The 24,178-nt window shown below is 72.1% G+C and carries 17 protein-coding genes; 7 read left to right on the top strand and 10 right to left on the bottom strand.

Annotation, left to right across the window (positions count from 1 at the left end):
* Window positions 1–326 precede the first annotated feature (326 nt).
* Window positions 327–2,456, top strand: a complete 2,130-nt coding sequence (gene glgX, locus ABZ267_RS19930; RefSeq protein WP_356749587.1) for a glycogen debranching protein GlgX — start codon at window positions 327–329, stop codon at window positions 2,454–2,456.
* Between the two features lie 69 nt (window positions 2,457–2,525).
* Window positions 2,526–4,907: a malto-oligosyltrehalose synthase gene (gene treY, locus ABZ267_RS19925; RefSeq protein WP_356749588.1), complete on the top strand. Its 2,382-nt coding sequence runs from the start codon at window positions 2,526–2,528 to the stop codon at window positions 4,905–4,907.
* Window positions 4,908–4,928: 21 nt separating this feature from the next.
* Here treY and ABZ267_RS19920 read toward each other — a convergent pair whose 3' ends face one another.
* On the bottom strand, window positions 4,929–5,942 hold the full coding sequence (locus tag ABZ267_RS19920) for a cytochrome P450 (protein ID WP_356749590.1): 1,014 nt from the start codon (window positions 5,940–5,942) through the stop codon (window positions 4,929–4,931).
* 137 nt (window positions 5,943–6,079) lie between these two features.
* Window positions 6,080–6,646: a DUF1707 and FHA domain-containing protein gene (locus tag ABZ267_RS19915; RefSeq protein WP_356749592.1), complete on the bottom strand. Its 567-nt coding sequence runs from the start codon at window positions 6,644–6,646 to the stop codon at window positions 6,080–6,082.
* Between the two features lie 379 nt (window positions 6,647–7,025).
* On the opposite strand from ABZ267_RS19915, the gene ABZ267_RS19910 reads away from it, so the two are divergent.
* Window positions 7,026–7,949: a GNAT family N-acetyltransferase gene (locus ABZ267_RS19910; protein WP_356749594.1), complete on the top strand. Its 924-nt coding sequence runs from the start codon at window positions 7,026–7,028 to the stop codon at window positions 7,947–7,949.
* Here ABZ267_RS19910 and ABZ267_RS19905 read toward each other — a convergent pair.
* Window positions 7,909–9,057: an alpha-L-fucosidase gene (locus ABZ267_RS19905; RefSeq protein ID WP_356749596.1), complete on the bottom strand. Its 1,149-nt coding sequence runs from the start codon at window positions 9,055–9,057 to the stop codon at window positions 7,909–7,911. The two genes, ABZ267_RS19910 and ABZ267_RS19905, sit on opposite strands and share 41 nt — an antisense overlap.
* Before the next feature lie 14 nt (window positions 9,058–9,071).
* Entirely contained in the window at window positions 9,072–10,469 is a 1,398-nt protein-coding gene (locus tag ABZ267_RS19900; protein WP_356749598.1) for a GH1 family beta-glucosidase, read from the bottom strand.
* Between the two features lie 219 nt (window positions 10,470–10,688).
* Here ABZ267_RS19900 and treZ point away from each other — a divergent pair, with 219 nt between their 5' ends.
* Window positions 10,689–12,449 carry a malto-oligosyltrehalose trehalohydrolase gene (gene treZ, locus ABZ267_RS19895; RefSeq protein ID WP_356749677.1) on the top strand — a complete coding sequence of 587 codons (1,761 nt, stop codon included), beginning with the start codon at window positions 10,689–10,691 and terminating at the stop codon, window positions 12,447–12,449.
* A gap of 18 nt (window positions 12,450–12,467) precedes the next feature.
* Here the strand turns inward: treZ and ABZ267_RS19890 are convergent, their stop codons facing one another.
* Entirely contained in the window at window positions 12,468–13,607 is a 1,140-nt protein-coding gene (locus ABZ267_RS19890; protein WP_356749600.1) for an aminopeptidase P family protein, read from the bottom strand.
* A gap of 102 nt (window positions 13,608–13,709) precedes the next feature.
* The gene (locus tag ABZ267_RS19885) at window positions 13,710–14,366 is read right to left on the bottom strand and encodes a nucleoside/nucleotide kinase family protein (RefSeq protein WP_356749602.1); all 657 of its coding nucleotides are present in this window, start codon (window positions 14,364–14,366) and stop codon (window positions 13,710–13,712) included.
* 78 nt (window positions 14,367–14,444) lie between these two features.
* On the opposite strand from ABZ267_RS19885, the gene ABZ267_RS19880 reads away from it, so the two are divergent.
* Both ABZ267_RS19880 and ABZ267_RS19875 read left to right on the top strand, forming a co-directional pair.
* Window positions 14,445–14,837 (top strand): VOC family protein, encoded by a 393-nt coding sequence (locus ABZ267_RS19880; RefSeq protein WP_356749604.1) that lies wholly within the window; start codon window positions 14,445–14,447, stop codon window positions 14,835–14,837.
* Between the two features lie 62 nt (window positions 14,838–14,899).
* Complete coding sequence (locus tag ABZ267_RS19875) at window positions 14,900–16,150, top strand: low temperature requirement protein A (protein ID WP_356749606.1); 1,251 nt, start codon at window positions 14,900–14,902, stop codon at window positions 16,148–16,150.
* A 162-nt stretch (window positions 16,151–16,312) separates the two neighbouring features.
* Here the strand turns inward: ABZ267_RS19875 and ABZ267_RS19870 are convergent, their stop codons facing one another.
* The 4 genes from ABZ267_RS19870 to ABZ267_RS19855 form a co-directional block, all read right to left on the bottom strand.
* A complete protein-coding gene (locus ABZ267_RS19870) occupies window positions 16,313–17,236 on the bottom strand; it encodes a LysR family transcriptional regulator (RefSeq protein ID WP_356749607.1) in 924 nt (307 codons plus the stop codon).
* Between the two features lie 48 nt (window positions 17,237–17,284).
* The gene (locus tag ABZ267_RS19865) at window positions 17,285–18,487 is read right to left on the bottom strand and encodes a glycine C-acetyltransferase (protein WP_356749609.1); all 1,203 of its coding nucleotides are present in this window, start codon (window positions 18,485–18,487) and stop codon (window positions 17,285–17,287) included.
* Between the two features lie 68 nt (window positions 18,488–18,555).
* The gene (gene tdh / locus ABZ267_RS19860; RefSeq protein WP_356749611.1) at window positions 18,556–19,584 is read right to left on the bottom strand and encodes an L-threonine 3-dehydrogenase; all 1,029 of its coding nucleotides are present in this window, start codon (window positions 19,582–19,584) and stop codon (window positions 18,556–18,558) included.
* Between the two features lie 341 nt (window positions 19,585–19,925).
* A complete protein-coding gene (locus tag ABZ267_RS19855; RefSeq protein ID WP_356749613.1) occupies window positions 19,926–20,768 on the bottom strand; it encodes an alpha/beta hydrolase in 843 nt (280 codons plus the stop codon).
* A gap of 282 nt (window positions 20,769–21,050) precedes the next feature.
* Here ABZ267_RS19855 and ABZ267_RS19850 point away from each other — a divergent pair, with 282 nt between their 5' ends.
* A complete protein-coding gene (locus tag ABZ267_RS19850; protein WP_356749615.1) occupies window positions 21,051–24,080 on the top strand; it encodes a family 16 glycoside hydrolase in 3,030 nt (1,009 codons plus the stop codon).
* Window positions 24,081–24,178: the final 98 nt, after the last annotated feature.

Genomic DNA, 24,178 nt, shown 5'->3' with positions numbered 1-24,178 from the left:
AGCCCGATGGCCCGCCCGGTTTCTCAACTCCCCTGTCCGGGCGGCCCGTTCCTTGCGGCAAGATCGGGTGGAGTGAGCGGATTCATAGTGATTAGGCACCCCCGCGAAGGCCGCGTTCCGGACGCCCGCCGGCCGGGCGCGTCCGCAATCGCGTCCGGGGCGGCACGGTGGTGTCCGAAGTTGACCGGTGTGGCCGGAGCCGGGCGACGGGACCCGGCCGCACCGCGTGACGTACTAGGTACGGGCCCCGTTTTCGGGGAAGATTCGAGGAGTAATGGGCCGAGGAAAGCCACCGCACCCGGATCAGAAGTGGAAGAGTCTCATCTATGCAGGTCTGGCCGGGACACGCTTATCCCCTCGGCGCCACCTATGACGGCGCCGGCACCAATTTCGCGGTCTTCTCCGAGGCCGCCCACCGGATCGAGTTGTGCCTGTTGCACGACGACGGTTCAGAAACGGCGGTGGAGCTCCGCGAGACCGACGCCTTCGTGCGCCACGCGTACCTGCCCGGCATCATGCCGGGTCAGCGGTACGGCTTCCGGGCGCACGGGCCCTACGAACCTCAGCACGGGCAGCGGTGCAACTCCGCGAAGCTGCTCCTGGACCCGTACGCGCGTGCGGTCTCCGGGAAGATCGAGTGGGGCGAGGCGGTGTACGGCTACCCGTTCGGGAAGCCCGACGCGCGCAACGACCTCGACTCGGCCCCGCACACCATGAGCTCGGTGGTGGTGAATCCGTACTTCGACTGGGGCGACGACCGCCGTCCCCGTACGGACTACCACCGCACCGTGATCTACGAGGCCCACGTCAAGGGCCTGACGATGCTCCATCCGGGCCTCCCGCCCGAGCTGCGCGGTACGTACGCGGGGCTCGCGCATCCGGAGGTCATCGCCCACCTCACCGAACTGGGCGTCACCGCGATCGAGCTGATGCCCGTCCACCAGTTCGTCCAGGACCACCGCCTGGCCGACATGGGGCTCGCCAACTACTGGGGCTACAACACCATCGGCTTCTTCGCCCCGCACAACACCTACGCCTCCTGGGGCGACCGGGGCGAGCAGGTACTGGAGTTCAAGCAGGCGGTGAAGGCGCTGCACCAGGCCGGCATCGAGGTCATCCTCGACGTCGTCTACAACCACACCGCCGAAGGCAACCACCTCGGGCCCACGCTCTCCTTCCGCGGGCTCGACAACGCCTCCTACTATCGCCTGACCGACGATCAGCGCTACTACATGGACACCACGGGCACCGGGAACTCGCTGCTCATGCGGTCACCGCACGTCCTCCAGATGATCATGGACTCACTGCGGTACTGGGTGACCGAGATGCATGTGGACGGCTTCCGCTTCGACCTGGCGGCGACCCTGGCCCGCCAGTTCCACGAGGTGGACCGGCTCTCCTCGTTCTTCGACCTGGTCCAGCAGGACCCCGTGGTCAGCCAGGTGAAGCTGATCGCCGAGCCGTGGGACGTCGGCGAAGGCGGCTACCAGGTGGGCAACTTCCCGCCGCTGTGGACCGAGTGGAACGGCAAGTACCGCGACACGGTCCGCGACCTGTGGCGCGGCGAGCCGCGCACGCTGGCGGAGTTCGCCGGACGGCTGACGGGCTCCTCCGACCTCTACCAGGACGACGGGCGCCGCCCGCTCGCCTCGATCAACTTCACCACCTGCCACGACGGCTTCACGCTGCACGACATGGTGTCGTACAACGACAAGCGGAACGACGCCAACGGCGAGGGCAACCGGGACGGCGAGAGCCACAACCGGTCCTGGAACTGCGGTGCCGAGGGTGAGACGGACGATCCGGAGGTCCTGGAGCTGCGGGGCCGGCAGATGCGGAACTTCATCGCCACGCTGATGCTGTCGCAGGGCGTGCCGATGCTGAGCCACGGCGACGAGTTCGCCCGTACGCAGAAGGGCAACAACAACGCCTACTGCCAGGACAACGAGCTGGCCTGGATCCACTGGCCCGATCCGGAGGCGCCGGACGACGAGTTCCGGCGCAACCTGCTGGAGTTCACCCGGTCCATGGTGTGGCTCCGCCGCGACCATCCGGTCTTCCGGCGCCGCCGCTTCTTCCACGGGCGGCCGGTGGAGGGCACGCACGACGAGCTCTCCGACATCGCCTGGTTCACTCCCGAGGGTGAGGAGATGACCCAGCAGGACTGGCAGGCGGCCCACGCCAAGGCCATGACCGTGTTCCTCAACGGTCAGGCGATCTCGGAGCCGGGGCCGCGCGGTGAGCGGATCGCCGACGATTCGTTCCTGCTGATGTTCAACGCGAGCGCCGAGACGCTGGAGTTCGCGGTTCCGGTGGACCACGGCGAGCAGTGGCAGGTCGTCGTGGACACCGCACTCCCCGCAGGGGTGCCCCCCGGGTCGGGGCCGAAGGTGACCGAGGGCGAACAGGTGACGCTGATCGGACGCAGCCTCACCGTGCTGAAGCGCCCCGCGTGACAGGGCGGCAAGGGTGAGCGTCCCGCCCGGGGTGACACAGGTCGCCCCGGGCGGGGTACGTAGAAGGGCATGACGCCCACCGCCACGTACCGGCTTCAGCTCCAGCCCGACTTCCCGTTCCCGGCGGCCGAGAAGGCGGTGCCGTACCTGGCCGCGCTCGGCGTCTCCCATCTGCACCTCTCGCCCGTCCTGGAGGCGGTCCCCGGCTCCACGCACGGCTACGACGTGGTCGACCACAGCCGCGTACGGGAGGAGCTCGGCGGTGAGGAGGGGCTGCGGAGCCTCGCCGCCACGGCCCGGGAGCACGGGCTCGGGCTCGTCCTCGACATCGTGCCCAACCACATGGCCGCCGTGCCGCGCCACAACCGGCAGCTCTGGGAGGTGCTGCGCGAGGGCCGTGTGTCGCCGTACGCCCGCTGGTTCGACATCGACTGGGCGGCGGGCGGCGACAAGGTGCTGCTGCCGGTCCTGGCCGGTCCGCTCGGCGGCGAGCTGGACGCGTTCACCGTGGACGCCGACGCGGAGGTGCTGCGCTACGGCGAGCAGGAGTTCCCGCTGCGGTCAGGCACGGCGGAGCTTCCGCTTCCGGAACTCCTCGACGCCCAGCACTACCGGCTCGCCTGGTGGCGGCTGGCCCGTACCGAGCTGAACTACCGCCGCTTCTTCACCGTTTCCGAGCTGATCGGCGTCCGCGTCGAACACCCCGAGGTCTTCGACGCCACCCACGCCAAGGTCCTCGAACTCCTCCGCGACGGCGTCCTGGACGGCCTGCGGATCGACCATCCGGACGGCCTCGCCGACCCGGCCGCGTATCTGCGACAGCTGGACGAGGCCACCGGCGGCCGGTGGACGGTGGTGGAGAAGATCCTCACCGGCGACGAGCCGCTGCCGGCCGGCTGGGCGGTCGCCGGGACGACCGGGTACGACGCGCTGCACCGGATCGACGGCCTGTTCACGGACCCGGCGGGCGCGGCGGAGCTGCTCGGCCACTACCGGGAGTTCGCGGGCCCGCCCGGCGACCGCGGCGGCTACTGGAAGGCGACCGTCCGCCGGGCCGCGTACCGGGTGGCCACGCACGAACTGGCCTCCGAGACGGCCTGGCTGACCCGGCTCGCCACCTCCATCTGCGCCGCCGACCCGGCCCTGCGCGACCACGCGCCGTGGGCGCTGCGGACGGCGATCCGAGAGCTGCTGGTACGCGTGCCGGTCTACCGGCCGTACGTCACGGCGGGCGTGGAGCCGACCCGGATCGCGGAGGAGACGCTTCCGGACGACGCCGTACGGGACGCGAAGGCGGTGTTCTCCGTGCCGGAGGAGGCCGCCGCCGTGGACGTCGTACGGGATCTGGCACTCGGGCGGCTCGGCGACGGAGGGGAACAGGCTTCCTTCTGCGCCCGGTTCGCGCAGACCGCGTCCGCGCTGCACGCCAAGTCGGTGGAGGACACCGCGTTCTACCGGTACGTGCCGCTGGTCTCGGCGACGGAGGTCGGCGGTGACCCGGGTCAGCCGGCGGTGACGGTGGACGCGTTCCATGCCTTCGCCGCCCGGATCGCGCGGGACTGGCCCGCCACCGGGACGGTCCTGAGCACGCACGACACCAAGCGGAGCGCCGACGTGCGGGCCCGGATCTCGGTGCTGTCGCAGTGTCCGGAGCGGTGGGCGGAGCTGGTGGCCGAGCTGACCGAGGTGACACCGGTCGCGGCACCGGACCCGCAGCTGGCCTGGCAGGCCTGGCAGTCCTCGTACGGCTGCGCGCCGCTCCCGGCCGATGAGCTGGGCGCGCGACTGGAGCCGGCGCTGCTGAAGGCGGTGCGCGAGGCCGGACTCTTCACCAGCTGGACGGAGCCGGACGAGGCCTACGAGCGGGCGGTGACGGACTTCGTGGCGGCCGGGCCGGGCAGCGGTTCCGGTACGGCCCGCAGGCTGGTGACCGCGTTCGCGGAGTCGCTGGCTCCGCACGTCCGGGCCCAGGTGCTCGGAGCGGCGCTGGTGCAGCTGACGATGCCGGGCGTGCCGGACCTGTACCAGGGCACGGAGAGCGAGTACCTGGCCCTGGTCGACCCGGACAACCGGAGTCCGTTCCGGCGGCCGGAGGGCCCGGAGGAGGAGAAGCAGGTGGTGACGGCGGCGGCGCTGCGGCTGCGGCGGGAGCTGCCGGAGGTGTTCGGCGAGTCGGGGACGTACGTACCGCTCAAGGCGCGGGGTGCGGCGGCCGGCCACGTGGTGGCGTTCAGCCGGTCCGGCGAGGTGGCGGTGGCGGTGACCCGGCTGTCGCTGCGGCTGGCGGAGGACGGTGGCTGGCGGGACACGGTGGTGGAGCTGCCGGATGCGGGGCCGTGGCGGGATGTGCTGGATCGTGCGGCCGGGCGCGAGTTCGCGGGTGGTGCGGTGGCGGCGGGCGAGTTGTTCGGGGAGCGGCCGGTGGTGCTGTTGCGGCGGGTGCGGGGGTGACGCCCGGTCGCGGGAAACCGGTCAGGACGGGCGTACGAGCAGGGTGCGCGGGCCCCGGGTGAGCACGCCGGTCGACGTGGGGCGGAAGCCTTCGGCCCAGCGGATGCCGGGCATCGCCGTCAGCAGGGCGCGCAGGCCGTGTTCGGCCTCCAGGCGGCCGAGGAGGGCGGCGGGGCAGCCGGCCGGGCCGGTGAGCAGCGGGTCGGCGTCGGCGCGCAGCGGATCGAACCGGTCGGGTGCCGCGAACCGGGCCGGGTCGCGGCCCGCCGCGCCGATCAGACAGGCGACGGGCGCACCGCCGGGCAGCGTGCCGCCGCTGACGCGCACCTCGGTGCGGGTGCGGCGCAGCACGATCTGGACGGGCGGGTCACGGCGCAGCGTCTCGGCCCAGGCCCGGCTGACGAGCATCCCGGCCCCGGCCTCGGACCCCGCTGCGGCGGCCAGCAGATCGGGGTCGTCCAGCATGTTCGCCAGGAACGAGGCGAGGGCCCGCTCCCGGAGCCCGGTGTGCCGGGCGCAGTCGGCCGCTCCACCGCCGGGCCGGGGCCGGGCGTGCAGGTCCGGATAGGAGCGCCCGGCCGCCACGGCGTCGGCTCCGGCGGGCAGCCAGCGGCAGAACTCGGCGACCAGGTCCGCACGGTCGCGCCCGGCTATCCGGCGGGCCAGGACGTACGCGGTGCGCTCGACGGCGGAGCCGCCTTCCGGGGCCGTTCCGCCATCCGGCAGCGGCGTACAGACCAGGCTGCCCCGGCAGAGCCCGAGCGGCGCCGGGACCGGGCCGCGCGGCGCGCCGTCGTGCGGGTAGCCGGTGAAGCGCGGGTCGGTGAGGGCCAGGGCCACGTCCGCGTACCGGCTCAGCAGCCAGGCGCCGAGGCCCGGGTCGTAACCGAGCGGGAAGTCGGTGCGGAGGATCCGGTACAGCCGCAGGCGGTACGGATCCGTCGAGGCACCCGGCTCCAGCAGTCCCGGCTGTCCGCCCGCGAGCCGGTGCGGACGGCGGGCGGTGGGCAGGGCCTCGGAGCGGTCGGCCTCCATCCCTCGTCGCCCCCTGCGGTCGTGGCGTCGCCTGTCGACGCGCCTGCCTCTCAGCGGACCACCGCCGGGGCCGCACCGCAGTCGACGTACACCCGTTCGGGTGACGGTGACGGAACGCAGGAGGTCAAGGGTTACGGTCAGGCGGGCGGGCGCGGTGACGGCGCGGTGAGGCGGAAGCTCATCCGGCCGAAGCTCACCTGGTCGCCGTCGCGCACCGGGATCGCGCCGACGAGCCGCTGGCCGTTGACGCAGGTGCCGTTGGTGGAGCCGAGGTCGCGCAGGACCCAGCGGCCGTGCTGCACGGTGAGTTCGGCGTGCAGCCGGGAGACCGTCTCGTGGTTGAGCCGCAGCCCGTTGCCCGGGTCGCGGCCGATGAGCAGCGGATACGGGCTCGGTGCGGGCAGCAGCAGCTTCGGGAGCCGCTCGGTCTGCCAGGCCCGGCGCAGGCGTCCCGGAAAGGCGGATATTCCGCCGACCGCCCGGACGAGGCCCTGCGAGAAGCCTCTGCCGGTGTCGAGGTCCGAGGTGAGGGCCGCCAGCTCCTCGGGGCGGCGGGCGACGAGGGCTAGCTCCATCCGCCGCATGAAGGTGTCGTGCGAGAGCTTGCCCTGTGCGGCACCTTCTCTGAGCACGCCGAGGACACGGTCGCGCTGGGCGTCCGACAGCCGCGCGGGATACGTGTGGAACTCGGGGGACGACGTCACATCGTCGATTGTCGGGCCGAGGGGGCCGGAGTGTCCAGAAGGGCCCTCCTTCCCGGCTGTCCTGACCTGCACCGGGGCTCGGCGGAGGCGTCGGTGATGGGCCGTCGCGTAAACCGGTGGACGTGCCGTCCGGGCCCCGGTTAGGGTCGGCACCGACATCGGCCCAGGCCGTCGACGCCATGGAAAGGGGTGGGACCGTGCGTGACACCACCACCGGCAGCACCGGCATCCGCAGTTTCTCGCCCCCCGCGCTCCCGCCTCGTCCACCGGACGGTGTCGGACTCCGTCCGAACGCCTGACGTCTGACGCCTGACGCCTGACGTCCGGCATCTGATGTTCGACCGGGAGCCCGGGAATTTCGTCCCCGGAGGACCTTTCCATGACCGATCCGGTCATTCGCGCGCTCACTTCGAGCGACGCCGATCTTTTCCACTCGCTTCACGACAACGCACTCGTCGGCCGTGGCGCTTTCGGCCACCGTTACGCCACCGTGGCGGACGGCGGCGAGTACCGCCCCGACTGGACCTGGGTCGCGCTGCGCGACAACACCGTGGTGGCCAGGGCCGCCTGGTGGGGCGCCCCCGCCGACACCGCGCCCATCGCGCTCGACTGGTTCGACTTCGCACCCGGCGAGGAGGAGGCCGCCGCCGAACTCCTGCGCCGGGCCCCCTTCCGTAGCGAATACTCCCTCCTGGTGCCGCCGGGCTGGCGGGAGCAGCCCGAGGTCCAGGCCGCCGCCGAGGCGCGGATCGGCGCCGCGCGGGCGGCCGGGATGGAGGTCCTCGTCGAGCGCTACCGCTATACGTGGACGGCCGACTGCCCGCTGCCCGAGCGGCCGGGCCGGCTCACCTTCCGGTCCGAGCCGGACGACGCCGTGATCCTCGACGTACTGCGCCGGGTCCACTCCGTCACGCTGGACGCCCATGCCCGGCGGGCGATCGAAGGGCCGGGCGGGCTGGAGGCGGCGGCGCAGGAGGAGTTGGACTTCTTCCACTGGTGTCCTTCGCCGCGCGAGTGGTGGCAGCTGGCCTACACGCCGGACGGCGAGGTGGCGGGCATCCATGTGCCGGCGCACAACCCGTCCGGGCCGTGCATCGGCTTCATCGGGGTCGTCCCCGAGGCGCGCGGGCACGGGTACGGCTACGACCTGCTGGTGGAGTGCACCCGCTTCCTGGTCGAACACGGCGCCGAGTCCATCGCGGGCGCGACGGACCGCGCGAACGCGCCGATGGCCGCCGCGTTCGCCCGCGCCGGTCATCCCGTCACTCAGGAGCGCATCGACCTGGTGTCCGGTCCGAGCTGAGTTCGCCGCTCGCCGTCTCCTCGGCGAGCCAGTCGAGACGGAGTCGCTGCTCGGCGGGGATCGTCGCGTCCTCGCCGCGCGGACCCACGTTGAGCAGCAGGTTTCCGCCGTCGGCCGCCGTGTCGCGGACCAGTGAGGTCAGCGTACGGCGGTCGATGAAGGCGTCCGGTCCGGAGTTGCGGTTGTAGCCGAAGCTGTGGTCGATGCCGCGGGTGATCTCGTACGGGTCGGAGCCGGTGTACCGGGCGTACTCCGGCGTACGGAAGTCGAAGTCCGGCGGAGTGCGCGGCACGAAGCCCTCGCCTTGCGCCACCGTGCGCCGGTCCCACCGGTTGTAGAGGGACTTGGCGCCCGGAAGCGACAGTCCTCGCCAGTGCGGTGCGTACGGGAGCAGGCGGTCGTTGACGACGCCGTGCGGGACGGTGAAGCGGTAGAAGTCGGTGAGCGAGCGGATCTCGGTGGCGGAGGCCGGCCAGGCGATGTCGTTCCAGAGGATGTCGGGCCGGTAGCGGCGGATCAGCTCTCTCAGCTGCGCGTCGGCGTAGGCCGGATAGCTTCCGCGCGGAACGGCGGAGAACATGTCGGCGGCGGTGCCGATGGGCCGGTCGTCGAAGGTCCAGTCGAGCCCGCCGGAGTAGTAGACGCCGAAGCGCAGGCCTTCGGCCCGTACGGCTTCGGCGAACTCGCCGACCACGTCCCGGGCGGTGTGCCAGCCGGTGCGGTGCGGGTTGTGCGTCTCGGAGGGCCAGAGGCAGAAGCCGTCGTGGTGCTTGGTGACCAGCACCGCGTAACCGGCGCCCGCCTCGCGGAAGGAGCGGGCCCAGGCGGCCGGGTCCCAGGTGGCGAGCCCGTCCTCGAAGTCGCGGCCGAAGTCGGTGTAGGGACGGCTGCCGTAGGTGGCGCGGTGGTGGGCGGCGGCCGGGGAGCCGGGGAAGCGGAGGGAGTTCTCGTACCACTCCGCGTACGAGGTCCAGCCGAGCGGCGCACGCCGGCCCGCCGCCGGGAGTTCGCCCGGGGAGACGTAGGGCGGGGCCCAGCCGGGGACGGAGGCGGGTGTCCAGTGAACGAAGATCCCCAGCCGGGCCCGGGACCACCATGAAGCGACCATGGCGGGAGTATTGATCATTCGGAGGGCTGCGCGTAAGCCCTTTCCGCTGCCCGGATCTGCGGCTTCCGCTGCTTCTGTGCGCGGATCAGCTCGCGGTACCAGGCGTACGAGGCCTTCGGCGTACGGGTGAGGGTCTCGTAGTCGATGTGGACCAGGCCGAACCGCTGCGAGGCGCCTTCCGTCCACTCCACGTTGTCGGTGAGCGACCAGGTGAAGTAGCCGCGTACGTCGACGCCGGCGTCCATCGCCGCGCGCAGAGCGGTCAGGTGGCTCTCCAGGTAGGCGATGCGGCGGTCGTCGGCGAGCGGCTCGTCCAGGGCGCAGCCGTTCTCGGTGATGTGGAGCGGCGGGAGGCGGTCGCCGTAGCGGCGGTGGAGGAGGGTGAGGATCTCGGTGAGGCCCTCGGGGACCACGGGCCAGCCGAAGCCCGTCTTCTCGTATCCCTCGATCTCGCGTATCCCGAAAGGGAGTTCGGCGGGCATCGTGAAGCCGGAGAAGGTCTCCAGGGCTTCCGGCCGGGGCGCGCCGACGAGGGTGGGGTTGTAGTAGTTGACGCCGTACCAGTCGAGTGGCGTCGAGATCACCTTGAGGTCGTCGGCGACCGGCCCCGGCATCAGGGCGGCGATGGCCTCGTCCGGGTAGCGGCCGGTGAGGACGGGGTCGGCGAAGAGCCAGTTGGTGAGCGTGTCGTACAGCTCGGCGCTCGCGCGGTCCTCGTCCGAGTCGCCGGCCGTCCACACCGGGGCGTGGGAGAGGGCGATGCCGATGTTGTCGGCGCCCGCCGCGCGCAGGGCCCGGACCGCGAGGCCGTGGGCGAGGAGCTGGTGGTGGGCGGCGGGCAGGGCGTCGAAGAGGAGCGTGCGGCCGGGCGCGTGCTCGCCGAGCGCGTAGCCGAGCATCGTGACCTCGGCGGGTTCGTTGATGGTGATCCACATCGGGACCCGGTCCGCGAGCCGCTCGGCGACGATTCCGGCGTACTCCGCGAAGCGGTACGCGGTGTCCCGGTCGAGCCAGCCGCCGGCCTCCTCCAGCGGGAGCGGGGTGTCCCAGTGGTAGAGGGTCGGGGCGGGGGTGATGCCGTGGGCGCAGAGCTCGTCGACGAGCCGGTCGTAGAAGTCGAGCCCGTCGGCGTTGACGGCTCCGCTGCCGCCGGGCACCACGCGCGGCCAGCTGATGGAGAACCGGAAGGCGTCGGCGCCGAGCCCGGCGAGCAGGGCCACGTCCTCGCGGTAGCGGGCGTGGAAGCCGGTGCCCCGGGTGGTGTCGGTGCCGTCCTTGATCCGGCCGGGCTGCGCGGCGAACGCGTCCCAGCCCGACGGGCCCTTGCCGTCGGCGTCCACCGCGCCTTCGGTCTGGAAGGCGGAGGCGGAGGCTCCCCAGAGGAAGCCGGGCGGGAACTGCGGTACGGGCATCGCGGCCTCCATGAGCCGTACGGATGAACGGAACCTGTATGAGCGGGGAGCCGACCGGGCAATGATCAGGACCAGACCTTAATGGCCGGTAACCGGCCGGTTCCAGAGGCGGGCGGTCCTGGATGGTGGTGAGCCCGGGCGCGGTACCGCCTTCCGAACGGCCGGGCGGCCTGACGGCCTGTTACGCACGTGGCGGACGTTACGGACGAGGAGTGGTGGATGCGGTTCGAGGTGTGGGCCCCCGAGGCGGACACGGTCGTGCTGGAGGCGGCGGAGGTCCGGTACCCGATGGAGCGCGATCCGCTGCGGGAGGGGTGGTGTAGCGCCGAGGCGGAGGCGGCGGACGGGACGCGTTACGGGTTCCGGGTGGACGACGGGCCGCTGCTGCCGGATCCGCGCTCGCGGCGCCAGCCGGACGGGCCGGACGGGCCGAGCGCGGTGGTCGACCAGGAGGCGTACGCCTGGCGCGACGGGTGGACGGGGCGGCGGCTGAACCGTGCGGTGCTGTACGAGCTGCACGTGGGGACGTACACGCCTCAGGGCACGTTCGACGCGGCGGCGGAGCGGCTGGGCCATCTGGCGGAGCTGGGGGTCACCCATGTGTCGCTGATGCCGGTCTGTCCGTTCCCGGGCACGAACGGGTGGGGGTACGAGGGGGTGTCGCTCTGGGCGGTGCACGAGCCGTACGGGGGGCCCGAGGGACTTAAGCGCTTTGTCGACACGGCGCATGAGCTGGGGCTCGGGGTGGTCCTGGACGTGGTCCACAACCACCTGGGTCCCTCCGGCAACTACCTGCCCGCCTTCGGCCCGTACTTCACCGACACGCACCACACGCCGTGGGGCGCGGCGGTCAACCTGGACGCGCCGGGCTCGGACGAGGTGCGGGCGTTCCTGCTGGGCAGTGCGCTGGCCTGGCTGCGGGACTACCGGCTGGACGGGCTGCGGCTGGACGCGGTGCACGCGCTGGCCGACACGCGGGCGCTCACCTTCCTGGAGGAGCTGTCGACGGCGGTCGACGCGCTGGCGGAGGAGCTGGACCGGCCGCTGGGCCTGATCGCCGAGTCCGACCTCTGCGACCCGCGTACGACGACGCCGCGTCCGGCGGGCGGCCTCGGGCTGCACGCCCAGTGGAACGACGACTTCCACCACGCCCTGCACACCGCGCTCACCGGCGAATCGCAGGGCTACTACGCCGACTTCGCCCGGGCCCCGCTCGCCGCCCTGGCCAAGACGGTGACGTCGGCGTTCTTCCACAACGGGACGTACTCCAGCTTCCGGGGCCGCGTCCACGGCCGCCCGGTCGACGTCTCCCGCTCTCCGGCCCACCGCTTCGTCGGCTACGCGCAGACCCACGACCAGATCGGCAACCGGGCCCTCGGCGACCGTCTCGCCGCCTCCCTCTCCCCCGGCCTCCAGGCGTGCGCGGCGACCCTGGTGCTGACCGGGCCGTTCACGCCGATGCTGTTCATGGGCGAGGAGTGGGGAGCGCGGACTCCGTGGCAGTTCTTCACCGACCACACGGACCCGGAGCTGGCGGAGGCCGTACGCAACGGCAGGCGGCGGGAGTTCGGTGCGCACGGCTGGGCCGAGGAAGAGATCCCCGACCCGCAGGACCCTGCGACCCGCGACCGCTCCTGTCTGGACTGGGACGAGCCGAAGCGCGAACCGCACGCCAGGATGCTCGCTTGGTACCGCGAACTCATCGCGCTGCGGCGGTCGTTGCCCGACCTCCACGATCCCGATCTCGCCTCGGTGAAGGTCGCGTACGACGAGGACGCCCGCTGGATCGCGTACCGCAGAGGCGATGTCCGGGTCGTGGTCAACCTGTCGGACGGACCGGCGGCGATCCCGCTGGGTCGCGGGCGTCACCGCCGGTCCGGCGGACGGGTGCTGGCGGCCTGGGAGCCGGTGGAGGCGCCGGGCGCGGACGGAGTGCTGCGGCTGGCGCCGGAGTCGTGCGTGGTGCTGGCCGACGACTGAACTCCTCGGCCGGGTCGGCTAGTCGACGATCGCCAGCGCACGGTCGGTGGCGTTGAGGCGGCGGCCGCCGCCCTCGGTGACGGTCACGATGTCCTCGATACGGACTCCGAAACGGCCTGGCAGGTAGATGCCCGGCTCGACGGAGAAGCACATGCCGGGAACGAGCGGCTGCTCCTCGCCCTCGATCATGTACGGCGGTTCGTGCGTGGTGACGCCGATGCCGTGGCCCGTACGGTGGATGAACCGCTCGCCGTAGCCGAACCCGGTGATCACCGCGCGGGCGGCCCGGTCGATCTCCTGGCAGGCGACGCCGGGCCGGACGGCGGCACAGCCGGCCTGCTGGGCCTCGCGGACGATGTCGTGGACCCGCTGCTCCTCGACGGAGGGCTCACCGACATGGACCGTACGGGAGGTGTCGGAGCCGTAACCGTGCTTGAGGCCGCCGAAGTCCAGGACCACCATGTCGCCGCGCTCGATGGTGCGTGTCCCCGCCTCGTGGTGCGGGTTGGCGCCGTTGGGCCCGGAGCCGACGACGGTGAAGTCGACCTGCGAGTGGCCGAAGTGCGTCAGGAGCGCGGCGAGATCGGCGGCCACGTCACTCTCGCGGCGGCCGGAGAACCGCACCTTCAGGATCTCCTCGTACGTGGCGTCCGCCGCCGCTCCCGCCGCCGCCAGGCGCTCCAGCTCGGCGTCGTCCTTCACGGCCCGGAGCATCGGGAGCGCCTCGGTGAGGGCGGTGTACGTGGTGTCGGGCAGCGCCCGCTGGAGGCCGAGGAGGTGCAGGGCCCAGGCGTTGTCGCTGACGCCGAAGCGGCCCTGCTTCACGAGCAGCGGAGAGGCCACGGCGTACGGGTCCACGCCATCGGTCCAGTCCCGCAGAGCGAGAGCGGGCGCTCCGGCGGCGGCCGCCGCGTCGGGCGCCTCCAGCGTCGGGACGACCAGGACCGGCTCCTCGCCGGCCCGCAGGACGAGGAGGGTGAGGCGTTCGGTGGAGACGGGCTGGTAGCCGGTGAGATGGACGAGGTCGGGCCCGGGCGCGACGATCACTCCGGCCAGCCCGGCCTCGGCGGCGGAGTCGGCCGCCTTCGCCATCCGGGCCCGGTAGACCTCGGCGGTGAAGGGCACGGGGGGCGACGCGGGCTGGTTCGGGCTGGACATCGGGGCCTCCTGGCGGCGGAACGTCAACGCGGGCGGTCGGTGCACGACTTCCTGCATCCTGCCCGTGGTGGAGGGCGTATGCGAACCGGTTGCGGGGTGGGGCTACGACGGGAGCCGTACCGCCAGGTCCGCGCGGGCCCGGCCGGTCTCCACCAGCCGGGCGTTCGCCTCGTCGGAGCTCTCCACCCACGCCCGGGCGTACGCCGGAGGCTTCCCGTACCGCACATGGCGCTCCACGAGCCGCCGCACCCGGACCTCCGGATCGAGGTCCAGGAACCAGGCCTCGTCCAGCAGCCCGCGCACCGGCGCCCACGGCCCCTCGTCGAGCAGCAGGTAGTTGCCTTCGGTGATGACGAGCGGCACGTCCGGCGGTACGGCCAGGGCCCCGGCGACCGGCTCCTCCAGGGCCCGGTCGAAGACGGGGGCGTACACCGCGTGGTCGGGGTCCGGCTCGCGCAGGCGCCGCAGGAGGGCCACGTACCCGGCCGCGTCGAAGGTGTCGGGCGCGCCCTTCCGGTCGGCCCGGCCGAGCCGCTCCAGCTCGGCGCCGGCGAGGTGGAAGCCGTCCATGGGCACGAGGACGGCACGCCCGTCCAGCCCTTCGACCAGCCGCCGCGCCAGCGTGGACTTCCCGGCCCCGGGCGGCCCGGCGATGCCGAGGATGCGCCGCCGGCCGGTTGGCGCGAGGCTCCGGGCCCGGTCGACGGTGTCGGCGAGGCCGGCGGGAGTCGTGGCGTCCAGGATGTCCAGGGAGTCCATGCGGGGCATTGTGCGGGGGCAGGGGCCGGAAGCGTTAGTGTTACGTATAACCGTGTCGCCGGACTCCTGGAGAGGCCCATGTCCCACATCGCCCTGGTCACGCTGGTCGTCCGCGACTACGACGAGGCCATCGCCTTCTACCGCGACGCCCTCGGCTTCGAGCTGGTGGAGGACACCGATCGCGGCGACGGCTCCCGCTGGGTGGTGGTGCGCCCGCGCGGGACGGCGTCCGGTACGGGTCTGCTGCTGGCCCGGGCGAAGGACGGGGCTCAGGAGGCGAGCGTGGGGACGCAGACCGGTGGGCGGGTCGGCTTCTTCCTGCATACCGAGGACTTCGCAGGCGACCATGCGCGGATGAGCGTGGCGGGCGTGCGCTTCCTGGAGGAGCCCCGGCACGAGACGTACGGCTCGGTCGCCGTCTTCGAGGACCTGTACGGCAACCGCTGGGACCTGCTGCAGCCGACGGACTGAGCCGTCGCCATTCGGCCCACACTTTCAGGCGCGTCCGGGCGCCCGTTGCCGACCATGAGGTCATGGAGTCCACGGAGAGCGCCGCCCCCGCCGCGCGGCACGCCGGGTGGAACGAGCTGTTCTTCGACCTGGTGGTCGTCGCCGGGGCCGGGCAGCTGGCCCACCTCCTGCACGACGGGCCGCACCTGGCGGACCTCGCCCTGTACGGAGTCCTCTACCTCGCCTTCTGGACGGTGTGGGCCGGGTTCGCCGTCTACGGGGACATCGCCGCCTCCGCGACCCGCGTCCGTACGCTGCTGATCGCGATGCTCGGCATGGCCGTGATGGCCGCCTCCGTCCACGCGGTCCTCACCCACCACGCCGTCACCTTCGTCGTCGCCTATGTCGCCCTGCGCTGGCAGGCGGGCCGCGTCTGGCAGCGGGGCAGCGTCGTCGTGGACTGGCCGCTGGCGCAGTTCGGGGCGGGAGCGCTGCCGTGGCTCGTCTCGCTCTTCGTCCCGCCGCCGTGGCGCTACTGGCTCTGGGCGCTCGGCATCGCCGTCGACCTCGTGACCCTGCTGGTCTCCACACGCGGCCGCACCCTCCGCCGGGCCGCCGAACGGGTCGCCGCCCGCCGTGGCGACCGGCCGCCGCCCGGCCCGCCGCACGCCGCCGCGCCCGCGCCGCCCCGGCTCAGCGAGTCACGCATCGACACCGCGCACATGGGCGAGCGGCTCGGGCTGTACGTGATCATCGTGCTGGGCGAAGGCGTCATCCAGATCATCGACGCCGCCTCCGAACGCGACGACTGGGACCTGCCGCTGGCCGCCACCGGGCTCGGCGCGTTCTGCCTGCTGGCCGGGGTCTGCGCGCTGAGCCTCCTGTACGGCACCAACGGCATCCCGCACCTGCGCGAAGGCGCGCTCGCTCCCCGGCTGGCGATGCTGCTGCACGCCGTGATGACGGGTTTCCTGGTCGCCCTGGCCACGGCCCTCGGCTCGGCGATCGCGCACTTCGACGACGTACTGCCGAAGGGGCAGCACTGGCTGCTGTGCGGGGCGATGGCGGGATACTTCGCGGCGGGGCTGGTCGCGGCGCTGCCGCTGGCGGAGCGGGCCGACCGGGTGTGGGTCCTGGGGTGGGGGCTGCCGTGCGTGGTGGTTGCGGTGGCGCTGGCCCCGTTGGGCGTACGGCTGCCGGCGTGGGCCACGATCGGGATCCTGGTGGCGCTGGTGGGCTGGCAGATCCTGTACGACCCGGAGCGGGCGGGGATGGCGCCGCCGGCCGGGCGGTGGTGGGGCGGGAGGATCCGGCGGACGGGCCGGATCGACTGACCGGAAGAGCGGTGCTCAGGGGCGCGAGCGCCGCTCGCGCCCTTGAGCACCGCTCGCGCCCTTGAGCACCGCTCACGCCCCTGAGCACCGCTCACGCCCCCTGAGCGGCGCTCGCGTCCATGAGCACCGCTCGCAGCCCCGCCGGTCGGCCCGGAGCTCCGATCACGCCCGCGCCAGCCCCGCCTCCCGTACCGCCACCGCCTCCATCGCGTCCAGCACCGGCCGGATCAGCGGATGGCCCTCGGCTCCCTGGCGTACGGCCGCGAAGACGCGGCGGGTCGGGGCGCTGCCCTCCACCGGGCGGACGACCACACCCGTCAGCTCCACTCCGCGCAGCGCCGACCTCGGCACCAGCGCCACCCCCGCGTCCGCGCCGGCCAGCGCCACCACCGCCCGGAAGTCGTCCGACGAGTGCTCCAGGCGCGGCTCGAAGCCGGCGAACTCGCAGGCCAGGACCACCACCTCATGGCACGGGTTGCCCGGGTACGGCCCGATCCACGGGTCCTTCGCGAGGTCGGCGACCGCCACCTGGTCCTGGCCGGCGAGGCGGTGGTCCACCGGGAGCACCGCGTCGAACGGTTCCGAGTAGAGCGGGACCCGGGTGAGGCGGCGGTCGTCCTCGGCCGGCGCGCCTCGGTACTCCACCGCCACCGCCACATCCACCTGCCGGTCCAGCACCATCGGCACGCTCGCGTCGCCCTCCGCGTCCTGGACCTTGACCCGGATGCCGGGCGCGGTGCGGGCCAGCTCGGTGAGGGCCGGGGCGAGGACGAAGCCGATGCCGGTGGCGAACGCGGCGACCGTGACCGTACCGGCGACGCCCGCGCCGTACGCCGCCAGCTCCGCCTCCGCCCGCTCCAGCTGGGCCAGGACCACGTTGGCGTGGCTGAGCAGGATCTCGCCGGCGGCGGTGAGCCGGGTGCCGCGCGCGCCGCGTTCGACGAGGCGGTGGCCGGTCTCCTGCTCCAGGGCGGCGAGCTGCTGGGAGACGGCGGAGGGCGTCAGGTACAACGCGGCGGCGGCCGCGGTCACCGTGCGGTGGTCGGCCACCGCACGGAGGATTCGCAGCCGCCGCGCATCGATCATGTGCCCATTGTCCCAGGTCGCGGCGGAGCCGCCGACCCGGCCGACAGGTCAGGCAGCCTCCGCCTCCAGGGCCGCCCGCGCGTCCACGAACGCGTCCACGGCGCGGTTGACGTCGGCGGTGGAGTGCGCGGCCGAGAGCTGGACGCGGATGCGCGCGGCGCCCTGCGGCACGACCGGGTACGAGAACCCGATCACGTACACACCGCGCTCGAGCAGCAGCTCCGCCATCCGGCCCGCCTTCGCCGCGTCCCCGATCATGACCGGCGCGATGGCGTGGTCGCCGGGCAGGATGTCGAAGCCCTCCTCGGTCATCCGGGTGCGGAAGAGCGCGGTGTTGGCGTTGAGCTGGTCGCGCAGGTCGCCGGCGGACTCCAGCAGGTCGATGACCTTGAGGGACGCGGCGGCGATGACCGGCGCGAGGGAGTTGGAGAAGAGGTACGGGCGCGAGCGCTGGCGCAGCAGCGCGACGATCTCGGCGCGCGCCGCGACGTAACCGCCGGAGGCGCCGCCGAGCGCCTTGCCGAGCGTGCCGGTGATGATGTCGACCCGGTCCATGACGCCGTGCAGCTCCGGCGTGCCGCGGCCGCCGGGGCCGACGAAGCCGACGGCGTGCGAGTCGTCGACCATGACCATCGCGTCGTAGCGGTCGGCCAGGTCGCAGATCTCCTGGAGCGGGGCCACGTATCCGTCCATGGAGAAGACGCCGTCGGTGACGATCAGCCGGCGGCGGGCGCCGGACGCCTCCTTGAGCTGCTTCTCCAGGTCGGCCAGGTCGCGGTTGGCGTAGCGGTAGCGCTGGGCCTTGGACAGGCGGATGCCGTCGATGATCGAGGCGTGGTTGAGCGCGTCGGAGATGACCGCGTCCTCCGGGCCGAGGATGGTCTCGAAGACGCCGCCGTTGGCGTCGAAGCAGGAGGAGTAGAGGATCGTGTCCTCCTGGCCGAGGAAGGCCGAGAGCCGCTGCTCCAGCTCCTTGTGGACCTCCTGGGTTCCGCAGATGAAGCGGACCGAGGCGAGCCCGTAGCCCCAGCGGTCCAGCGCCTCGTGCGCGGCGGCGATGACCTCCGGGTGGTCGGCGAGGCCCAGGTAGTTGTTGGCGCAGAAGTTCAGCACCTCACCGGCGCGGCCGCCGGAGGTGACGGCCACGGTCGCGGACTGCGGGGTGCCGATCACGCGCTCGGGCTTGTGCAGCCCGGCGGCGCGGATCTCGTCGAGGGTGGTGCGCAGATCGTCGCGTACGGATTCGAACATGCTGGATTCCTTAACAGGGATGCGAGAAGAGGTTCGAGATGCTCAGGGACCGGGAGGAGGCTCGACGGTCAGGCGGTCCAGTCGAGGATGACCTTGCCGCCGAGGCCGCTCGCCGCGTCGTCGAAGGCCGCTTCGAAGTCGCGGAAGCCGTACCGGCCGGTGATCACGGGCGCGAGGTCGAGGCCGCCCTCCAGCAGGACGGACATGGCGTACCAGGTCTCGAACATCTCGCGGCCGTAGATCCCCTTGATCGTGATCATCGAGGTGACGATCCGGGACCAGTCGACGGCGAACTCCTCGGCGGGCAGGCCGAGCATCGCGATGCGGCCGCCGTGCGTCATGTTCGCGACCATGTCGCGCATCGCCTCGGGACGGCCGGACATCTCCAGGCCGATGTCGAAGCCCTCGCGCAGGCCGAGCTCGCGCTGTCCGTCGGCGATGGTGCTCTCCGCGACGTTCAGGGCCAGGCTGACGCCGACCTTGCGGGCCAGCGCGAGACGGGCCTCGCTGACGTCGGTGATCACGACGTTGCGGGCGCCGGCATGCCGGGCGACGGCGGCGGCCATGATGCCGATCGGTCCGGCGCCGGTGATCAGGACGTCCTCGCCGACCAGCGGGAAGGAGAGCGCGGTGTGCACGGCGTTGCCGAACGGGTCGAAGATCGCCGCGATGTCGAGGTCGACCGGGACCCGGTGCACCCAGACGTTGGCGGCAGGCAGGACCACGTACTCCGCGAACGCGCCGTCCCGGCCGACGCCGAGGCCGATGGTGGAGCGGCAGAGGTGGCGGCGGCCGGCGAGACAGTTGCGGCACTTGCCGCAGACGAGGTGGCCCTCGCCGCTGACCAGGTCGCCTTCCGCGATGTCGGCGACGTCGGAGCCGATCGCCGCGACCTCGCCGACGAACTCGTGGCCGAGGACCAGCGGCGTGGTGACCGCCTGCTGGGCCCAGCCGTCGTAGGCGCGGATGTGCAGGTCGGTGCCGCAGATACCGGTACGCAGGACCTTGATCAGGACGTCTCCGGGGCCGTACTCCGGCTCCGGCACGTCCATCAGCCACAGTCCCGGTTCGGCCTTCTGCTTGACGAGTGCCTTCACGGCTGCGGCTCCCTGCACGTGGTACGCGGGTGGTGGATACCCCGGGCCTTGGGGCCTGTCGGAGGAGCCCTGCGGCCCGGGGTGGTCTTCGGGGTCGTCCCGTCCCCATGGTGGGGGCGGGACCACGGCGGGACGGGACGGAACACGCCCGTGGGGTTCCACGCGCCGTCCCCGGCCGTCACCCAGAAGGCTGCCGTATGGCGGGGTCCCGGGTCCATCGAGGATTTCTTAAGCACGGTCGCAGGAGATCTTCACGCCTGGGCAACGCTTCACCGACCGCTGCCGCCCGCGCACCTTGGATTGCGGGGTGACCGCTGGTCCTGCTCTCCTGTCGTACGACGTCAGGCCGCCGTCTCCGCCAGGAACGCCGTGATGTGTTCGACGAGAGCGTCCGGCCGGTCCTCCGGCAGGAGCGTGTAGCTGTCCGCGACCTCCACCAGCCGACCCTGCGGGAGCAGCTCGGCGAGCCGCCGTCCGTGGTCGAGCGGCATGACCCGGTCCTCGGTGGCCCAGATGACGAGCGAGGGACGGTCGAACGTACGCAACTCCTCGGCCCACCGCAGCAGCTCGGCGCGGTCCGGCACTCCGAGCACATACGTCCGCAGATCGCGGCGGATCTCCTTGGAGGCCCTCAGCGGCCGGAACCAGCCGTCCATCACGGCGTCCGGCACGGGCCGCTTGCTCATCCAGCCCCAGGTCAGCGGCGACCGGCGCGCGGCCTTCAGCCGGAGCAGCGTGAAGGCGAACTCCAGCCCGCCGGGCAGCCTGGCGAGGGTGGCGAGGTTCCGGCCGGGCAGGCCGGGCGGGTAGTTGTCGAAGGCCTCGCAGGACGTGATGACGAGGCGGCCGATCCGGTCGGCCCGGCCGTCGGCGACGAGGGCCTGAGCCCCGCCCCAGTCGTTCATCACCAGGGTCACGTCGTCCAGGCCGAGCGCCTCCAGGAACTCCGCGACCAGCCGGGCGACGCCGAGCACCGTCAGATCGGCGTCGGGCTCCATCGGCCTGCGGTGTCCGCCGAGCGGCAGGGTCGGCACGACGCACCGCACCCCGTCCCCGAGCCCGGCGACGACATGGCGCCAGAGCGAACCGTTCATGGCGACACCGTGCAGCAGGACCACCACCGGACCGTCGCCGCCACTGTCCTCGTAGGCGATCACACCGGCCGAGAGCCTCACCTCGTTCATGGCGGCCACCGTAGTACGGAGACCGGACTGACGAACCGACAGAAACACTCAGGCCCCACCACGTTCAGACCTTTGCACGAAGACCGGCGAACTTTGAACACAGTGGTGACGAAGTATGGACGGCGTCAGCAGAAGCCTCCTACTGTTTCGGTCGCGACCCGCCGGAGTCACGCCGGAGTCACGCAGCTTGACCCGCACGAGCCGAACCGTTCACCCCCGGGCGCCGGGTGGCCCCACCCACCGCCGCGACGTGCCCCTCGCTGCGAGGGGCCAGGAGGAAGAATGCATCCACGGCCGTTCCACCGCTCCCGCAGACGACCCGTCCTCAGGCGCCGACCGTTCCGCAGGCATCTGACCGGCCTGCTGGTCTCCTCGTTCCTCATCGGCGCCCTCTCCGCCATCCCGGCCACCGCCGCACCGGCCGCGCCGAACGAACTCCCGCCGCAGGAACCGGGAGTGACGCTGCGCGTCTTCGATGTACAGGTTCCGCTCGACAAGTTGTGCGACATCAAGGCGGGACAGACGCCCAACGTCGACAAGTTGATGCCGCAGATCGACTGGGACGCGACCGGCGACTTCGGCTTCAACGATCACTTCGTCTCGCAGGTGACCGGCAACATCGACGTGCCCGAGGACGGTTCGTACGCGTTCCGCCTCACCAGCGACGACGGGTCACGGCTGCTGATCGACGACCAACTGGTCATCGATCACGACGGGTTGCACGGTGCCGAGCCGAAGGACGGCACGGTCGAGCTCACCGCCGGCCACCACTCCTTGCGTATCGACCACTTCGACCGCACCGGCGGCCAGCAGGTCACGCTGGCCTGGCAGCCGCCGGGTGCCGGCGGGTTCGCCGTCGTACCGAACTCCGTGCTGTCCACCGACGCCGACGTCGTACGGGTGACGGCGCCGGGCCGCAAGGAGTGCGAAGGCGCGCTCGACTCTCCCGGTGACGGACTGCCGCTGAACGGTGTCCACCCGGACTACGCGCTCACCGATCTGCGGCCGGCGGGCTTCGAGCCGCAGGTCTCCGCGATGGACTGGCTGCCGGACGGACGGCTCGCGGTGACGACCTGGGGCGGCACGGACAACGAGACCGGTGAGGTCTACCTCCTCGACGGCGTCCAGGGCGAGAGCGGCCCGGACCAGGTGGAGGCGAAGAAGGTGGCCGAGGGGCTCAAGGAGCCCATGGGCATCAAGGCCGTCGACGGAAAGCTCTACGTCTCGCAGAAGCACGAGCTGACCGAGCTGTCCGACACCGACGGCGACGACGTCACCGACGAGCGGCGGACCGTGGCCACCTGGCCGTACGGCGGCAACTTCCACGAGTTCGCCTTCGGCCTGCTCCACCGGGACGGCCACTTCTATCTCAACCTCTCCGTGGCGATCGACTACGGCGGCGCGACGACCGACCCGCAGCCGGCGGAGAACCGCGGCACGACCATCAAGGTGAACAAGGAGACCGGCAAGGTCGACTACATCGCCGGTGGTCTGCGGACGCCCAACGGCATCGGCTGGGGTCCGGAGGACGACCTGTTCGTCCTGGACAACCAGGGCGGCTGGCTGCCTTCGTCGAAGCTCGTCCACGTGAAGCAGGACCGCTTCTTCAACCACTACACCAACCCGTCCGGTCCCTTCGACACGAAGCCGGTCACCAAGCCGGTGCTGTGGCTGCCGCAGAACGAGATAGCCAACTCTCCTTCCACGCCTCTGCAGTTGACCGAGGGCCGGTTCGCCGGACAGATGCTGTTCGGGGACGTGACGTACGGCGGTATCCAGCGCGCCTACCTGGAGAAGGTCGACGGCGAGTACCAGGGCGCGGTCTTCCGCTTCACTCAGGGCCTGGAGGCCGGCGTCAACCGGATCAGCATGGGCCCGGACGGCGCGATCTACGCCGGCGGGCTCGGCGCCGGCGGCAACTGGGGCCAGGAAGGCAAGCTCAACTACGGCCTGCAGAAGCTCTCGCCCAGCGGTGACAAGGCGTTCGACATCCTGGCGATGCGGGCGAAGCCGGGCGGGTTCGAGCTGGAGTACACCGAGCCGCTCTCGGAGGAGACCGCGGCGAAGCTCGCCGAGAGCTACCAGGCCGAGCAGTGGACGTACGCGCCCACTCCGGCCTACGGCGGTCCCAAGATCGACGAGGAGACCCTCCAGGTCGGCTCGGCGACGCTCTCCGAGGACCGCAAGAAGGTCACGCTCGCCCTCCCGGGCCTCAAGGCGAACCGCGTCGTCCACATCCGCTCGCCGCGCCCCTTCTCCTCCGAGAGCGGCACGGAGCTGTGGTCCACGGAGGCCTGGTACACGCTCAACTCCCTTCCCGGCGACCAGCCTCCGCCCACGCTGTACGAGGCGGAGGAGGCGGCCCTCACCGGCGGAACGGGCGTCGACACCGAGCACGCGGGCTACTCCGGCGGCGGCTTCGTCGACAACTTCGGCAACCAGGGCGCGGCGGTCACCTTCGACGTGACGGCGGAGAAGGCGGGGACGTACGACGTCGGGCTGCGCTACTCCAACGGACCCAACCCGGCCCCCGGCACCAAGACGATCAGCCTCCACGTCAACGGCACGAAGGTCCGCCGGACGAGCCTCGCGTCCACCACCGACTGGAAGACCTGGGCGACGAAGAACGAGCAACTGGAGCTGGACCAGGGCCGCAACACCATCACGTACTCCTACGACAGCGGCGACACCGGCCATGTGAACCTCGACATGATCGCCGTCCATCCGAAGGGCGCCCGGATCCCGCTCTTCGACGGCACGACGCAGGCGGCCTGGCAGCATCCGGACGGCCGGACACCTCAATGGCCGGTGAGCGGTGGGGAGATGGAGGTCAAGGACGGTGATCTCCGCACGAAGCAGGGTTTCGAGGACTTCCGCGTCCATGTGGAGTTCTGGCTGCCGAACCTCCCGCCGGACGTGACCGGCCAGGACCGCGCCAACAGCGGGGTCTACCTCCAGGAGCGGTACGAGGTGCAGATCCTGGACTCGTACGGTGACGACACGCTCGCCGACAACGAGGCCGGCGCGATCTACACGAGGAGGGCGCCGGACGTGAACGCGGCCACCGCGCCGGAGACCTGGCAGACGTACGACATCACCTTCCGTGCGGCCCGCTTCGACTCCTCCGGCACCAAGACCGAGGACGCCCGCATCAGCGTCGTCTGGAACGGCGTCACCGTCCACGACGACGTGGCGGTCGACGGCCCGACCGGCGGCGGAGCGGCCGAGGCGGCCACGGCCGGGGCGATCAAGCTCCAGGACCACGGCAGCAAGATCAAGTACCGGAATGTGTGGGTGGAGCCGCTGACGTAACGGCGGCGATCACCTCGGCGGGACGGCGGCCATCGGGCTGCCGTCCCGTCGCCGCTTCCCGTCCCGCCTCCAGATACGGGAAACGGCACCGCTCAGCG

It is taken from the genome of Streptomyces sp. NPDC006174, from assembly GCF_040614075.1.
GTDB lineage: Bacteria > Actinomycetota > Actinomycetes > Streptomycetales > Streptomycetaceae > Streptomyces.
This window is presented reverse-complemented; position numbering and strand designations above follow the sequence as displayed.